Origin of the sequence: Streptomyces sp. NPDC014734 (assembly GCF_043083325.1) — a bacterium.
Classification (GTDB): domain Bacteria; phylum Actinomycetota; class Actinomycetes; order Streptomycetales; family Streptomycetaceae; genus Streptomyces.
Genome location: NZ_JBIBYN010000002.1, coordinates 93,069 through 108,457, shown reverse-complemented (window position 1 = coordinate 108,457; position 15,389 = coordinate 93,069). Strand labels below are relative to the sequence as shown.

Annotated in this window: 12 protein-coding genes and 1 pseudogene; 6 read left to right on the top strand and 7 right to left on the bottom strand. The window is 65.8% G+C overall.

Translation table 11 applies throughout. The features are described from left to right. Positions 1 to 1,254 precede the first annotated feature (1,254 nt). From ACF1CT_RS04400 to ACF1CT_RS04385, 4 genes are all read left to right on the top strand, one after another. A complete protein-coding gene (locus tag ACF1CT_RS04400; RefSeq protein WP_391782247.1) occupies positions 1,255 to 1,980 on the top strand; it encodes an NUDIX domain-containing protein in 726 nt (241 codons plus the stop codon). Then, entirely contained in the window at positions 1,981 to 3,135 is a 1,155-nt protein-coding gene (locus ACF1CT_RS04395; protein WP_391782246.1) for a purine phosphorylase, read from the top strand. It abuts the gene before it with no gap. After that, positions 3,132 to 5,132, top strand: coding sequence for a hypothetical protein (locus ACF1CT_RS04390; protein ID WP_391782245.1), 2,001 nt, complete (start codon positions 3,132 to 3,134; stop codon positions 5,130 to 5,132). Before ACF1CT_RS04395 ends, ACF1CT_RS04390 begins: the two co-directional genes overlap by 4 nt. Before the next feature lie 121 nt (positions 5,133 to 5,253). Then, positions 5,254 to 5,787, top strand: a complete 534-nt coding sequence (locus ACF1CT_RS04385; protein ID WP_391782244.1) for a hypothetical protein — start codon at positions 5,254 to 5,256, stop codon at positions 5,785 to 5,787. Between the two features lie 470 nt (positions 5,788 to 6,257). Here the strand turns inward: ACF1CT_RS04385 and ACF1CT_RS04380 are convergent. Continuing rightward, a pseudogene (locus tag ACF1CT_RS04380) lies at positions 6,258 to 6,783 on the bottom strand (transposase). After that, a complete protein-coding gene (locus ACF1CT_RS04375; RefSeq protein ID WP_391782243.1) occupies positions 6,780 to 7,319 on the bottom strand; it encodes a winged helix-turn-helix domain-containing protein in 540 nt (179 codons plus the stop codon). The pseudogene ACF1CT_RS04380 and the gene ACF1CT_RS04375 overlap by 4 nt, the downstream one beginning before the upstream one ends. 1,246 nt (positions 7,320 to 8,565) lie before the next feature. Here ACF1CT_RS04375 and ACF1CT_RS04370 point away from each other — a divergent pair. Together ACF1CT_RS04370 and ACF1CT_RS04365 are read left to right on the top strand one after the other, a co-directional pair. Further along, positions 8,566 to 10,278: a NaeI family type II restriction endonuclease gene (locus ACF1CT_RS04370; protein ID WP_391782242.1), complete on the top strand. Its 1,713-nt coding sequence runs from the start codon at positions 8,566 to 8,568 to the stop codon at positions 10,276 to 10,278. A 214-nt stretch (positions 10,279 to 10,492) separates the two neighbouring features. Next, entirely contained in the window at positions 10,493 to 11,113 is a 621-nt protein-coding gene (locus ACF1CT_RS04365; protein WP_391782241.1) for a restriction endonuclease, read from the top strand. Positions 11,114 to 11,153: 40 nt separating this feature from the next. On the opposite strand, the gene ACF1CT_RS04360 is transcribed toward ACF1CT_RS04365, so the two are convergent. The 5 genes from ACF1CT_RS04360 to ACF1CT_RS04340 are packed head-to-tail and all read right to left on the bottom strand — an operon-like array spanning position 11,154 to position 15,348. Continuing rightward, on the bottom strand, positions 11,154 to 11,747 hold the full coding sequence (locus ACF1CT_RS04360) for a histidine phosphatase family protein (protein ID WP_391782240.1): 594 nt from the start codon (positions 11,745 to 11,747) through the stop codon (positions 11,154 to 11,156). Further along, positions 11,740 to 12,501: an SDR family NAD(P)-dependent oxidoreductase gene (locus tag ACF1CT_RS04355; RefSeq protein ID WP_391782239.1), complete on the bottom strand. Its 762-nt coding sequence runs from the start codon at positions 12,499 to 12,501 to the stop codon at positions 11,740 to 11,742. Before ACF1CT_RS04355 ends, ACF1CT_RS04360 begins: the two co-directional genes overlap by 8 nt. Next, positions 12,486 to 13,622, bottom strand: a complete 1,137-nt coding sequence (locus ACF1CT_RS04350; RefSeq protein ID WP_391782238.1) for a hypothetical protein — start codon at positions 13,620 to 13,622, stop codon at positions 12,486 to 12,488. Before ACF1CT_RS04350 ends, ACF1CT_RS04355 begins: the two co-directional genes overlap by 16 nt. After that, positions 13,619 to 14,776: a glycosyltransferase family 9 protein gene (locus ACF1CT_RS04345; protein WP_391782237.1), complete on the bottom strand. Its 1,158-nt coding sequence runs from the start codon at positions 14,774 to 14,776 to the stop codon at positions 13,619 to 13,621. The genes ACF1CT_RS04350 and ACF1CT_RS04345 overlap by 4 nt, the downstream gene beginning before the upstream one ends. Next, on the bottom strand, positions 14,773 to 15,348 hold the full coding sequence (locus ACF1CT_RS04340) for a phosphoribosyltransferase family protein (RefSeq protein WP_391782236.1): 576 nt from the start codon (positions 15,346 to 15,348) through the stop codon (positions 14,773 to 14,775). Before ACF1CT_RS04340 ends, ACF1CT_RS04345 begins: the two co-directional genes overlap by 4 nt. Positions 15,349 to 15,389 lie beyond the last annotated feature (41 nt).

The following is a 15,389-nucleotide window of genomic DNA, read 5'->3' as shown; positions in this document are numbered from 1 at the left end:
GCCAGATATACGGACGGGCAGACAGATGGTCGGGCAGGCAAACGGGCAGACGGGCGAGGCGCGAGCCGAGTCACCGAAGACCCTCGTACGGGCCGTTCCGGCCTCCCTCACCCCGGTGTCGCCGATCCGCCTCAGCACCTCATCACCCTACGGAACCCTCCCACGTTGCCGAGGACCCGTGCCATGTTGGCGCCGACGAAGCTCCGGTCCTCGGGTGTCAGCGACTGGAGCGCCGCCGCGAGGGTGTGCTCCCAGTCGTCCCGGTAGGAAGTGCGGGGAGACCGTTCGCCGCCGCAGTTCCGGGTTGCTCGCGATCAAGGACAGGACCGCCGCCTCCGCGCCGTGGGTGGCGGGGCCATCCAGGACCGCGACCACGAAACCGCAGGGCCGTTCGGGAGGCTTCGCGAGCAGATCGGCGCGACTGACCCGCCGCACGCCCGTGGTGTTGGGAACGGGAACGGCGCCCGGCCCTCGACTGCGACGGTGTGAGCTGCCAGGCCATTTCGGCGGCTGCCCGGATCCGCTGCCTGCCCCTCTTGCAGGAAACCGAGGACGGCAGAGGCCATTGGGAGAGCCCTGAAGCAGATAGTCGCGCCGTTCTTTAGAGAGCCATCGTGACAGGTCGTCGGGCAAGTTCAGACCGTTGACGCAGACAGATCCGTACTGCTCAGCCAGCAGCACGAACGCTGCAGTGTCTGCACCCGTGCCGCTCCAGGCACTCAGGGCCAGGAGGTGGCCGTCCAGCACTTCCGTCACTGGTGGCGCGGGTTGACGGTTCGACGGATCCGTACGGGCAGGCGCACATATCGTCCCGGGGGCCTTTTGGAGCCGGGCTCTGAGGACGCGATCGTTGACACCTTCGTCGGGCCGGACACCGAAAAGAACATTGTGCCGCCCGCGTTCCCATCCGTGTTCGCGGAACGCCTTGGTCTACCCGTTGCCCGTTGTCGCGGAGGAGTCGCCCTGGCCGGGACCGCCTTCGGGAACCTCGCCGTCTGGCCCGAGAACGGTACTCGAGTCGATATGCACCGGTGGCCTCAGCGCCGCCGATCAGCCTGTCGCCCACCGTGGTGTCGCCGCCCCAGTACTGGTTGGTGCCGCAGTACGTGGTGGAACCGCCGACGTACGTGACGTCCCGCCCGACACTTCACATCACTGCCGCGTCCTAGGTCAGGCGCCGTGCGTGGCCGCCGGGCGACGTTTTACCCTCCTTCTTCTTGTCATCATGACAGTAATTGAAGTACCTTCGAGAGCATGGAAGTTGACTCTTGGGAGCCGCCTCCCGTTCTGCTCGCGGTTGATCTCGTGATCTTGACCCTGCGTGAAAGTCGACTGTGTGTCCTGCTCGTAGAACGAGGTGAGGAGCCTTTTCTAGGCATGCTGGCGCTGCCTGGAGGTTTCCTCGGCCATGTTGGTGAGGCGATTTTGGACGCCGCGCACCGAGAGTTGGGCGAGGAGACGGCTCTGGACGCCGAGCGGTTGCACCTTGAACAGTTGGCCATCTACGGAGATGTGGACCGCGATCCGCGGGGACGAGTTGTTTCCGTGGCACACCTGGCGATTGCACCAGGACTTCCTGAACCGGTCGCGGGAACGGATGCCATGGGCGCTTCATGGGTACCTGCGGACGCCGTCATGTCCGAGCAGGTGCGACTGGCTTTTGACCACAGCCGGATTGTGGCGGACGGGATCGAACGCGCTCGTACAAAGCTTGAGTTCTCAGCGCTGGCCACGGCGTTCTGCGGAGAGCTATTCACCATCGCCGAGTTGCAGCAGGTATACGAAGCAGTGTGGGGCGCTGAGCTCGACACTCGTAATTTCTACCGGAAAGTCCAGGCTGTGAAGGGGTTCATCGTTCCCGTCGGCTCGGGAAGCAGGACCACAGGAGGGCGCCCCGCGCGGCTTTTCCGAGCCGGGCCGAGAACGATGTTGTCCCCACCACTGATCCGACCTGTGCCGTCGATGCAGGAGGAGGAATAGATGCCGAAAGATCTGGTGGTGATGCTCACCGCCCTCAACCTCGAGTACAAGGCCGTGCGTCGAAAACTGACCAATCCGCAGGTGCACCGTCATGAGCGTGGCACGCGGTTTGAGGTGGGCACCGTGCCGGGCACGTCATGTCGTGTGGCGCTCGGCCTGACGAACAAAGGGAATCACCCCGCCGCAGTGCTCGCGGAACGCGCGATTCAGGAATTCTCTCCGGTGGCTGTGCTGTTCGTCGGTGTCGCCGGTGCTCTATGGGAAACCACCAGACTGGGCGATGTGGTGATGGCCACCCACGTGTATGCCTACCACGGTGGGACCAGCGAGGACGACGGACTCAAGGCGCGTCCCCGGGTGTGGGAGGCGCCACATGGCATCAGCCAGCTTGGCTCGTATCTAGCGCGTACAAGTGACTGGGTGGACGACATGCCTGGCGACAGGAACACGCCACAGGTGCATCTCGGTGCGATCGCTGCTGGTGAGGTCGTACAGAACTCGCGGATTTCCGCCGAGGCAGAGTGGATTCGGCAACATTACAACGACGCACTCGCGATTGAAATGGAAGCCGCCGGTGTGGCACAGGCCGGCCATCTCAATGAGTCACCGGTCGCCATCATCCGCGGCATCAGCGACCGAGCGGACGGTTCGAAGAGCGGCGTGGAGGACCATAAATGGCAACCACAGGCCGCAGCGAACGCGGCAGCCTTCGCCACGCGTCTGGCTGCGGAACTGATCGGAGAACAGGAGCAGATCGCAATGCCTCAGGACAACAGGGACGACAGACTCAGGGAACACGTCCACAACACCGTCCATTCCAGCACCGTTGGGATCATGGCTGGCTCAGTGACTGGAAGTAACGTCTACATGAACGCGAATCGCAAGTTATCCAGTCCGGCGGACTTGGTCGCGGAACTGGACAGCTTCCGTGAGTACCTGAAGCGTCACTATGCTGAGGGGACTCTCGACGACGACACTTATCGAGAAGCACAATCCGAGCTGGACACCGCAAGCCAAGCAGCGCGGGAGAACGGTCCCGAGTCGCCGAAGCGAGTGACCATCGCACTCAAGAGGTTACGTGGTCTGGTCGCGGACTCTTCCGAGCTGGCAGCCAGGCTGGCACCGCTGATCGTTGTGGTGGGTGGGTTGTCATGAATGATGGCGCCAGTTTCACACACAATTCGGCTGCATACGATTCCACTGTCGGTATTCAGGCCGAGACCGTGCATAATTCCAATGTGTACTTCGTTCATCCGGAAGCATCGCCCCAGGAGAAGTACAAGGTTGGTGTGCGGTTCCTGGAGGACGGCGTACCCAGTCGCGCTCGCGACATGATCAGTGACGCCATCGCCCACGGATACGACGACGCAGAGGTCCGTTTCCACTGGGTACTTGCCATGCTCAGTAAACGCGCCTATCACGACCTCAGCGCCGAAGAACTCCAGCGTCTGTATCAGGCCTCCGGACTCGTACGGACCTACGCCGACGGGGTGTGGAGAACCGCTCTGTATGTCACCTTCGAATTGCTTTCGATTCTCAGTGACACAGACAGTGAAACAGGACCGGTGCTGAAGCGGCTGCGTGAGCTGCCACCTCGGCAGCGTGACCCGATCCTCCACCATCTCGACCTTGTGCTCACCGGAGGGATGAAAGACAACTTGTGGGTGGTAACCCGCGAGCTGGCTGAGACCTCGCGCTTCGGCAACGATCGTGTCCAACGGGTCTGGGCCTATTTTGAGCCTGAACCCATCGGCCCCCGAGCGCTCCCACCTAGGACGAACACCGCTGCCGACTTCAAGGCAGGCATGGCTGCCTTCATCGTCCTGTTCGTCGTCGCCACCGGGTTTCTGTGGATCTCGGCGTTGGTCGCAGCTCCGGCCATGGCATTCGTCGAGTTGATGGCGATGCTCGGAGCCGGTTTCACTGCCGCGCGCTTCGGCCAACGATGGTGGTACCAAGAGCACAGGCTGAAAGCCAAGAACCACGAGTACCATAACGCGCAAAGGAGCAATGTTGCTTTTGCGAGAGACGGGTTCACCAACCGTGTCCGTCACTCCTTCGATCACTACTTCTGTACTCACGTGCCGGTGGGGTTGAACCCACACCAATGGCTCATTCAAACCGCTGGCACTCGCGATATTCTCATCGCAGAGGTTTCGTTTCTTTACCGTGAGAGCAGAATCAGCGTGGAACGGGTTAACTGGCTGATTCGATACCTGGCTCAGGATGCCCGAGACCGCTTCAACAACGGGATTTTGGTCGACCACCACCGGCAATACCAGACACCGGCGAAAATAAAGGCCGCATGCGTCGTCTCCTTCATTGTCCTCGGTATCACGACCTTGGCTCTGACCGTGACGGCGGCCGCAGCGGCTGGTCTGTCCAATATTTTATTGGTGCTTCTCGCTGTAGTTGGTGCAGTCTGGGTCGGGCGTAATGCGGCCTTGTCGTGGCTGCGTATGCATAGCGAAAATCGCAGATTCGCTGAAGAGACCCAGGAATATCATGATCGGATGAGCGCTCGACAGGTGGCGTATCAACAATGGAAGGCCTTCCTGGACGCCACACGGCCCACTGAACTAGAAATGGAGACCTGGCTTACCTGTGACAAAGCCCTGTTTGTTGATGAAGCGCTGCGCCACTATCAGCTCAGCTGGCGCCATATCATCACTCACACCATCCTGATGACACCTGCACGTCCCTACAGGCGTGGGCGGGAAAAAGGTGGCCCTTGGCGGTATTCGCGGCATATCCTCCGACTTTTCCTGGTCACACAGGATGGTGTTCGTGAAATCAACACTGAGTACGACTTCACGGACGCGAAGCGAACGAACGAGCAGCGAAGCAACTACCGGTTCGATGCGCTGTCCTCCGTGCACGTCACTGAGCGCGCCAACATTGGCTACGACCTGGAATTGATTCTGACCAACGGGCCTGTCAGGAGCATCAGAGTCAAAGACGCCGATACGCATCAACTCGCTCCCGACGAAAACGCTCAGGAAACCTCCGAAATAAACCTTAATTCGGCTGGTTTCATCCATACCTTTCGTCTTCTAGAGGGAATTGCGGCGGACGGAAAGGGTTGGATCGAGCGAAACAACCCCAATAATCCGCCATCCTTCATTGATGCCGACCGAATCTCCGGGTCTTGAAGTTGGATAGGGGGCTGGAGAAGTCAAGAATCTCCAATCTGGTAACTCGGGTACCTCGCGTCCTTTCAGGGTTCTGTCCGTCCACTTATCGGCCCAGTCGCAACTTGAGTTTGGGGGTGCCGTGACTGCCGCAGAGGAAATCACCGAGAGTAGACTGCTACTTGCTGAGTACGACCGCATCAAGGAGGAGCAGAAAGCCCGGATCGGATTCCGTGACAACCTGCTCTATTTCACGCTCGCCGCGTCCACTGCGGTGCTGGCGATTACCGTCCAGAGCGGGCACGCTCAGGTTTTGCTCACCGTCCCCGTGATCTGCCTGGTTTTGGGCTGGACCTACCTGGTCAACGATGAGAAGATCTCGGCGATCGCCCGCTACATACGCGACCAAATGGGGCCACGGTTGGCTGAGCTCAGTGATGCCCGCGGCACCGTTTTCGGCTGGGAGGCCTACCATCGTGGTGACGCAAGCCGCGCCACACGCAAGCGTTTGCAGAACGCTGTCGATCTGTTCACGTACTTGGCATTGCCGATGACCTGTGTGATCGAATTCTGGTGCTCTCGCACTGTCCAGCCTTTGCTCTTGACCGTCTCCATCGCGCAGATGCTCGCTCTGGCCTTGTTGGGCTGGCAGTTCCTGCACTATGCCGAGCGATAGAGTACGTCCGGGACCACATCCGAACCGTCCTGGTGTGGTCCGCGAGATTACCGCCCGCGACTCACATCTGCTCGAATGTCTCGCGCATCGCCACAGCCGGCCGTTCCAAACGGAGTTGGGTGGTAAGTCGCCGTGGACGTTCATCCGCCGAGGGCGTGTAGCCGGGCCGAGGCCTACTGCTGCTTCGCACCTGCCGATCACGCACAAAGCAACATCGGTGGGGAGCGCGCAGCACATGGCGACCAAGGATCGTGTGGTTGAGGTTGCTACGCGCAAGGTCTGGACGGTGAGGGGGTTCACGGCCAACCAGCACAGCGTTCTCGGACGCTGTCAACGGTAAGGCGACGGTGATACGTGGCAGATTCCGGCACTCGAAGTCTAGATGTGCACCGAGCAGTGAGCGCCACTGCGCTCCAGCGAGAGCGACGGACATTGTTACTGAGATTGAACTCGGGATGTCCTGCTGCTGGTCAGGTAGGTCGGATCGTCAGGCCGGTCTCGATGAGACAGCCGTCTATGAGGTGACGGCGGTACTGGATGTGCCGTAGGCCGCGTCGGATGCGCTGGTCGAGGTGTTCGGAGGTGCTGAAGGCGACGTTGGAGAGCCAGCCGCGCCGCAGGAGGGACCAGATGCCTTCGACGGGGTTGAGGCCGGGTGCGTAGGGCGGCAGGTAGTGGATGGTCAGCCAGTCCCGGGCTTCGGCGAACTCCCGCAGACCGGCGGTCTTGTGGACGTTGAGGTTGTCCCAGACCAGTATGACCGGGGCGCCGAGCTGGTGGTGGGCGGCGATCAGCAGGTCCCGGTAGTCGCGCCGGTAGAAACTCTTGCGCCCGTCACGCCGGCCGTCGGCGCGGCCGGTAGATCAGCCTTGAGCGGTGGCCGGGTTTGTAGCAGGTCAGCGCTGCGATGGAGATCCGTCTGCGGGAACGGCCGCGGACCCGCACCACCGGGATCCGGCCGCGCTGGGACCAGGTTTTCGCCTGCGACGGCGTCATGGAGAAGCCGGCTTCGTCCTCGAAGACGAGCCAGGCTTCACGGGCCGCCGCGAGCCTTCCGCGCAGGGCCACACGTCCTTGACCCACCCGGCGACAGCATCGTCGTTCCGCTCCATGGCACGTCGGGCCGGGACCTGGCAGGACCAGCAGTTACGCACCAGGAGCTTGCGCACACCCTGGATCGTGTAGGCCAGGTGGAAGCGCCGGCCGATCACTGTCTTCACACGGCTCAGAGTCCAGCGTTGGTCCTCCCAGCCATGCGCGGCTGGCTCCTTGGCCAGCTCCGCCTCCAGTTGCGTGAACTGCTTCTCGCTCAGCCTCGGCAGCGACGCCGGTCCCTGTGACCGCAGAGCACGTGGACCGCCCTCGTCCCACGCCTGTCGCCATCGCTGCACCGAGCGGACGCAGACGCGCAGGTCTTTGGCGATCACCGAGCTCGCCTCGCCCTGGGTGAACCGCTCGGCCGCCCAGAGCCGTAACTCCGCGCGGAACCGCTGGCGTTCGGAGGTCAGTCCGCCCCCTTGTGGGTACCGCATGCCTCCGGTGATACCGCAGCCAACGGCCAGCCGTCAGCCCCTACGACACCACGAGTTCAACCTCAGTAGGCGATTCAGGCAGACTGGCCAGTGCTCACACTGTGCTTACTGTGGCGGGAGCCTGCCCACAGCTAGGACCTGAGCCTGCGGAGTGCGACGGAGGCACGTTCCGGCCTATGTGCCGAGCCGCAGGAACGGCCGTGCCGGTCGGCACATGTGGGTGTCAGAGGGCGACCGCGCACTGTGGGGGAGGATCGTCGGCGGGAGGCGCCCTGTTCCTGCGGCCCTGGCCGAAGACGACGTAGCCTTCTTCGTCGATCAGTCGGCAGGCTTCGCCTGCCGACTGATGTGGTGCTATGCGTGAGACGCGGCCACCCGCGGCAGCGTGTGACGGGCCGTTCTCAACGGGTTATAGCCGCAACTGAGACTGCGCACGTCGAAGGCCCCCGCAGCAAGCTGCGGGGGCCTTCGACGTATTGCCCGGTGAGAGCAATGGCGGAGGATACGAGATTCGAACTCGTGAGGGGTTGCCCCCAACACGCTTTCCAAATGTTCGTACGGGGGTCCGGCGGGGGTCGTGGGTGTCCTGACCTGTGGCGGAGTGTTCAGGGTGGACCCGCCCGGACGGGGCCGGACGGGGGTGAATGAGACCAAGATTGAGACCCAAGCCTGGTCGGTTATCACCAGTGGGCGCGGGCCCCGCGGTCACAGCTGCGAGCTGAACTGGGCCGCAGTCGGAGAACGAGTGAGTGGCCCGATGGGTGTCTAACTGGGGCCCGTCGAGTCGGCCGACTCGACCGAGGGGTGTTCGGCGTCCTCCTCTGTGTGCCTCGCAGCGCGGCCGAGCCCCGCCTTGGGGCCCGGCTCAATCTCGACAGGCTGGGCCACGGGCGAGCGGCCGGTGCGCCAGGCCGTGTACAAGCTCGCCAGCGCGATGGTGACGGCGGCTAGGGATTCTGGCGACAACCCCAGGGCCACGAGTGTGACCCCCGTCGCGAGCACCATGACGAAGGCGATGAGGTCCAGGACACGGGGGCGTTGGAAAGAGACGGGACGGCGCATTGGTACGGGAATCCTCTCGGGGCGGGCTGTGGTGATCAGCCTTCCCTTCTCATCCCAGCGTGCGCTACGTTTTCTTAGTTCTACCTGAGAGAACTAAGCATCTGTCGAGAGAATGAGAGTCGGTATGGCGTCCCAATCCCAAGGCGGCCGACCGCCCGGGCCTCCCTCAACAGGCTCGGAAGCCGTGGACGCGCTGGTGCTGCTCCTGCTGGACATACGTAAACAGGCGGGGCTCTCAGTTGAAGACGTCCATGAACTGCTCCGAACTGGTGGGCAGCTGGGTGGGAACTTGCCGGCCAGATCGACGTTCTACCGCAAGCTGAGCGGTACCGGGCTAATGAACGAGCGCCGCCTGGTCGAGGCAGTGATCGAGGTCTGCGTCCCGGATGAACAGCGTGCCGTCGCGCTGCGGGAACGGGCCGTCGGCCTATTGCACAAAGCCTGGTCGAAGGAGGCCGAGCCGGTCCCCTCACGGCCTGAGGTGCTTGCGGTTGATGGCGGCTCGATGGCCGAACTGATTAGAGTCCAGCGCGAGTTGATCAGCACCCAGATCCAGCTTACTGCCGCGCTCCAAACTGCTGCAGAGGCCGATAAAGAAGCGGCCCGATCACGCGCGTTGGTGACCATGCTGTTGGTGCTCGGGTCTGTCAGGGCCACCGTGATTGGGGACGCGCCTACCCCCGGCACAGCCTCCGGGGCGCGGTCTCGTCTCGCGGACGCCGTGGCCGAACGGGACGAGGCACAGCAAGCTCTGCGCGCTGCACAACGCCGCCAGGCTAAGGTCGAGGAAATGCTCGCTGCCCGCACCGTGGGCCCGGCAGGTCCCGCCCAGGCCGGTGGTCAAGAGTGGCCGACGATTCGTAGGGACTCCGCCAATTGGTCCGCTCCCGACGCAGCCCCTGGCCGAGGAGCCGGTCGGATCGTGCTGGATACAAGCGCCTCACCCGTCGAGCCTGACACGGAGCAGGGAGCGGTGTCTCTGTCGGAGCGGCAGGTCCAGACGCTTGAGCATGATCCTGGATTGGCTGAGGTCCTCGCGGAGATGCTGCGCCTCGACCCAGACGGTAGCCGAATGGCGGCCGTGATCGACGGAGCTGGACGGCACCTACTCGATCCCGCGCACACCGGTCGCTATCTCTGGTCCCAGCTCACCAAGGGCGAGAAGACCGGCTTGGGTGTCGCCGTGGGCCATCGCATCCAGCGTGAGTTGGGCCTCGCCGATGGATTGCATCTGGACTTCAGAGTGGCCGGGCACGAGGTCGACATGAGGTTCACGACGGGTGGTAACTGGATGTTTCCGCCCGAACTCCAGGGCGGTCTATGCCTGCTCGTCCGGGCCGACGATGTGAGCGGCCAATGGAGCCTGGGCCTGCTGCGGGTGAGGCCCGAACTGATGCGAGCTGGCTCTAATCGGGATGGCAAACGCGGGCTGAGTGTGCAGGGGCGGAGCGCGATCCACTGGATCCACCACGACCTTCCGCTGCCCGAGCACGCCCTGCGGCGGCTGCCTGCCGATGTGGTGACCGCGATCTTCGCCAAGTCCTCGGGGCAGGCTCGCACTGAGGAGCTGTTTCAGCAGGCCCAACTGACTGCGATCACCACGGCAGACCTTTCCGCTGTCACCATGCAGCTCGACGGCGTAAAGCGGGCACGGGAGGCACGGCGTAGGCTTGCCAGTCGGGGTGTGCTCGTACTGAACGGCACCCTTCCTCGCGATTGCGAGTGGGCCTCGGCCCTGGGCCTGCCCGTCCTTGCGCCGAGCACCTGGATGAGCGTCCAGCTCGCTCCGGCAACCCAGCACGACGACGGCCCCACAATCGCGCTTGGCGGCAGCCCATGGCATGTGGCCCGTCCAGGCGACCCCGAGACCCCGCTGCCCACGGCTGGCCTCAGATGATCGGCATTGCCCCCCCCACAAGCCCCCGTAGGGAGATGGGCGGAGCGCCGTTTGCCAGCCATTGGCTGATCAGCGCCCTTACGCCTCAGCGCCGCCTCCTTGATCCTGCTGTGCCGGACCAAGGGAGGCCCTGGCAGTGGCACGGAAGCGGCGGGTATTGGCTGCACGTAAGCGTCGCCAGCGGCGACTCAAGATCGGCGCCATTGCTGGGGGCGTGAGTGTTGTCGCGCTGGTGGCCTTCTGGAGCGTGATCTGGACCTATCTCGTCGGTGCGCTCGTTCTTGGTGGCGCCGCCGTCGGTGGATGGTGGCTGTGGCGCACAGATCGGTTCGTTAGGGGCGGCGATCGGCAGTGGCGGCATGACGAGGCCGTGAAAGCAGGGCACCGGACGCTCACCGACGTCGACGCGATGACGGGGACGGAGTTCGAGGACTTCGTTGCGCAACTGTGTCGGCGCGACGGATGCACCGACGTGCGGAGGGTTGGTGGCTCGCACGACAACGGGGCCGACGTTCTGGGGATCCTTCCCGATGGGCGGAGCATGGTGATCCAGTGCAAGCGGTACACACCCAAGAGAAAGATCCCCAGCCGGGAGGTGCGGGACTTGCTCGGCGCGAGTGTGCACTTCAAAGCTGACGTGGCGATCTTTGTGGCCACCACGTACTTCAGCGGGCCGGCTGAGAAGTTCGCCACGGAGAACGACATCCTGGCCGTCCACCGCGACCACCTCGGGTTGTGGAACAACGGCGCCTCGCTGCTGTCGCTCGGCGCGGTGAACGGCCTGGGACAAGGGGACCGGCGACACCGGGAGCGGTGGAAGGAGACGTACGAGTAGGACGGCCTCCCGGCGGGCGCAGTGGCTGGGGCCTTGCCACTCACTGGGCAGGTCGCAGAAGGCCGGATGTCGCTCGGTGATGGGCAGGTAGAAGTCGGAGCTCGGCGAACTGCCAGGGCGCTTTCGCGGCGGTGATGAAGGCGGCGGGGCCTTCTGGGAGGCGGGTGAGGACGCCGAGAAGGAGGGTGTGGGAGACGGCGAGGAGGGGGCCGTGGCGCCCGGCGGTGTGGTGGAGGAAGGCGGCGCAGTGGCGGGCGCGGGTGTGGAGGTCGGTGAGGCTTTCGCCGTCCTCGCAGCGTAGGGAGGGGTTGGCGAGGCGGCGGGCTCGCCAGGCGCGGTAGGCCGGCGGGTAGGTCTCGGCGGTGCGGCCGAGGACGATGCTCGGGGCTCGCCATTCGGCGAGGAGGCCGGAAGTGGCGACGATCGGCAGGCCCGTGAGGTGCGAGACGAGGGTGGCGGTCTGGCGGGCGCGGGGGATCGGGCTGGTGACGATCGCGGCGATGCCGTCGGGGAGGGGGAGGGAGCGGCGTACCTGGTCGCGGCCCTCCTGCGTGAGGGTGGCCTCGTGCGGGGCGTGGTAGCCGGGGCGGTGGCCTTCGTAGGCGCCGTGGCGCATGAGCCAGATGTCAGCCAAGGATCCAGCCTCCGTCGACGCGCAGGGTCTGGCCGGTGATGAAGCCGGCGTCGTCGGTGGCGAGGAAGGCGACGGCCGCGGCGACGTCGTCCGGGCGGCCCCGGCGCTGGATGCACTGGCGGGCGAGCTGGCGGGCGGTCATGGCCTCGGGGTCGTCGACGACGGTGTCCTCGGCGGGTACGCGGATGGAGCCGGGGGCGACGCAGTTCGCGGTGACGCCGGCGGGGCCGAGTTCGCGGGCGAGGGCGCGGGTGAGCCCTTCGAGGCCGGCCTTGGCGCTGATGTAGCCGGCCAGGTCGTGACGGCCCGCGGTGGCGAGGACGGAACCGAGGGTGACGATCCGGCCCCAGCCGACGGCCGTCATGGAGGGGGTGAGCTCGTGGGCGAGGAGGTAGTGGCTGGTCAGGTTGGTGGCCAGGGCGTCGTCCCAGTGGGTCGGCGTCGTCTCCGGCCATGGGCGGCGGGGGTAGGCGCCAGCGTTGCTGACCAGGATGTCGATCGGGCCGAGTGCGTCGTGGGCTTGGTGGCAGAGGGCACGTACGGCCTCGTCCTCGCGGAGGTCGGCTCCCAGGGGGACGGCGGTGCCGCCGCTGTCGGTGATGTGGGCGGTGAGTTCGGCCGCGGCCTGGTCGTCGTTGAAGTGGGCCAGGGCGACGTTCGCGCCGTCGGTGGCGAGGCGGCGGGCGATGGCCGAGCCGAGGCCGCCGGTGGCTCCGGTGACCAGGGCGGTGCGGCCGTTCAGGGGGCCGGGCATGGCGACTCCAGCGGGCAGAAGTAGGTGGTCGGGTCGAACGTGGGGCTCATGGCCTCGGCGAGCCGGGCGAGGAGGACGAGCCGGTCCTTGGGGGCGAGGTCGGCCAGGTTGTAGACGCCGAGGATGCGCATGGCCAGGTAGGGGCAGAGCAGGTTCGCCAGGTTCGCACCGGGCCAGAGGCGGTCGGCGACCGGCTGTACGAGCTGGTTCCAGTACGCGGTCAAGGCGGTTCGTCGGGGAGCCGAGAGGCGCGGGGTGTAGTCGATGTGGATGGTGCTTGTGGTGTGGTCGATGTCCGCTCGCCGGAGCTCGGGGGCGTTGGCCGGGATGTGGGCGAAGGTGGCGGGGTGGTCGGCGAAGGCGGTCGGGTTGTACGTGGGGACGAGCCAGCCGCCGAGGGTGGAGGCGTACCAGAGGAAGTTGGCGAACTCGCCGGGGATGCTGTTCAGCCCTGCGGTGTCGTAGTCGAACCAGGCGAGCGGGTGTGCAAGGTTGACGTCGGTGGGGTCGCCCTGGGTGAGGGCGGCCCAGACCGGTTCGGCCTTGGCGAAATGGGCGCGGAGCCAGCGGAGGGTGGCCGCCCAGTCCAGGTGGTGCCGACGGCCGTTGATGTTCAGGGTGTACGTGTCGAGGCGGGAGACCGGGACGTCGATGAGTCGGTCGGCGATCAGGAAGTCCTTGCCGGCGTAGTACGTGTCGAGTCGGCCGCCGGGTGCCGCGCGGTCCCAGTACAGCTTGCGGACGACGTGCGCCGGATCGGTCGGCCAGGCCGTGGCGAGGATGACCTCGCGGTATGCGGCTGTGAGCCGATCCATGTAGGTGTGGAGGTCACTGCTTGGCTCGTCCGCGTTGAGGAGGTCGAGCAGGAGGCCCTTGTCGGTGCCGCCGGCAAGGCGTTCGTACGCGAGGAGGTGCCCGCCCGGTACGCGCAGGTGGGCGTGAAGGGTGGGGACGCGGTAGTGCCGGGCCAGGCGGGTACGGCCGCGGATCTCCTCGCGGGCCTCGGCCGGGTCCCGGGTGTACTTCAGGAGCAGTGGGCGGCCGAGGAGGTCGACGGGGCAGAGCAGGTTGCGGGTGAAGCGCCGTACCGGACCGACCCGGAGGAGAGGCTGGACGGTCATGACCTCACCCTGTCGAGGAGTTCCAGGCCGACCTGGGCCAGTGCGGTGGGCGGGAAGGCGTCCATGTGCACGTCCGTGTCCGGGGCGATGGCATCGCGGACGGGACAGAGGTCACCCTGGTGCATGCGGTCGGACAGGTCGGTGGCGATGGCGTGGTGGTGCGGCAGGCCAGTGCGCCACTTGCTGTGGCTGTGGCGCGCGTACAGGCCGATGACCGGCGGGCCGCTGTACTCCCTACTGCACGCCATCGCGGCGAGGTGGGTGAGGCCGGTGTCGTTGCCGACGATCAGGTGACAGTTCGGGAAGAGGTCGACGAGGTGGTCGGTCGGCATTCCGTCAAGGCGGAGCACTTGCACATGGCGTCTGGGAGCCTCCGCCGTGATGCGCAGGCCGTCGCCCAGGTTGCCGCCGATGAGCAGCAGCCGGGCCTGGGTCTGCTGGGCCTCGGCGATGTGCTCGGCCAGGGCGACGTACCGCTGGGCGGTGTAGTCCTTGCGCTCCGGCCAGCTGGTGGCGGTGATGGCGGCGATGTTCAGGTCGCCCAGCCAGCCCACCGAGCGCAGTTCCTCCACGAGGTTGTTCGGCCTGGTCGCGAGGATGGGAGCGAAGGGGGCCGTGGCGGGCAGGCGGATGCCGAGGCGGCGCTCCATCGCCAGGTAGTGGCGGGCAGGCAGGTCCGGGTGGGCGCGTCCGTCGGTCGACCAGCAGGGCGGGGCTGCTGGGTCGAGCACCAGGCTCACCGCTGCCGTCGAGCCCCGTGCCTCGACCCCTGCGCGGTCTCCGATCACGGCCTGCCAGCCGCTGGGCACGGTGGTCTGGGGGCGCGGGATCAGCCCGGTGCGGGCGATCAGCCCCGCGTACGGACCCACTGTCCGGACGGTCACGCGAACCGAGCGCAGCCGCAGCCAGTCGAGGACCGCGTGTACCCCCGACAGCGCGAGGAGGGTGTCGCCGAGCTTCCCCTCGAAAGCCACCACGACCTCGCCACACCCGCTCAGGCGGTGGACGAGCTCGGTGGAGGCGGCGAGCGGGAGCGGTGTGCCGATGAGAATGCCGTCTCGGTCGTACCCGAGTGGGGTGGTGTGGACGGCCTCGGCGGGGACGACCTGGGAACCGGGGTGGAACCGGATCCCCACCGAGGCGACCGCCGTCACGCCGGGCCCTCGATTGTCGTGAGCGAGACCAGGGGCAGGCCGAGGTTGGTGAGCAGGTCGCGGGCTCCGCGGGTGGTGTCCTCCACCAGGCAGGCCGCCGCCAGCGGGACGGCGTCGGCCTCGCGGAGGCGGCGGGTGAGGTCGGCCAGGGTCCGGCCGGTGGTGATCTCGTCGTCCACGATGACGATCCGCTGGCCGGGGGAGATGCCGTACGCGAAGACGTCGGTGCGCATCGCGTGGGGCTCGCTGAAGCGGACCGCGCCGTCGAGCGGGAGGTGCAGCTTCCAGGCGATCTTGTACGGGAGGTGGGCGGCGGCAGCGAGGGAGACGGTCGGCAGGATGCCGCCGGCGTCCAGGCCGAGGAGGAAGTCCACGGAGTCGAGTCCGTCCGGCACCTGCTCCTGGAGCAGACGCCACAGGTCGGCCCCGGTGTGGGCCAGGGTGTCGGGGTGGACCGGGTTCTCCAGGCCGTCCAAGGAGTGGATGACACGCTCGCGGCGGCTCGTGGCTCCGACGCTGAGGCGTTCGACGATCCGGGCGGAGAAGGAAGGCATGGCGATGGTTTCGGGCATGGCGAAGCTCCTGTCGGATGAAGAAAGAGGAAGTAGGGAGG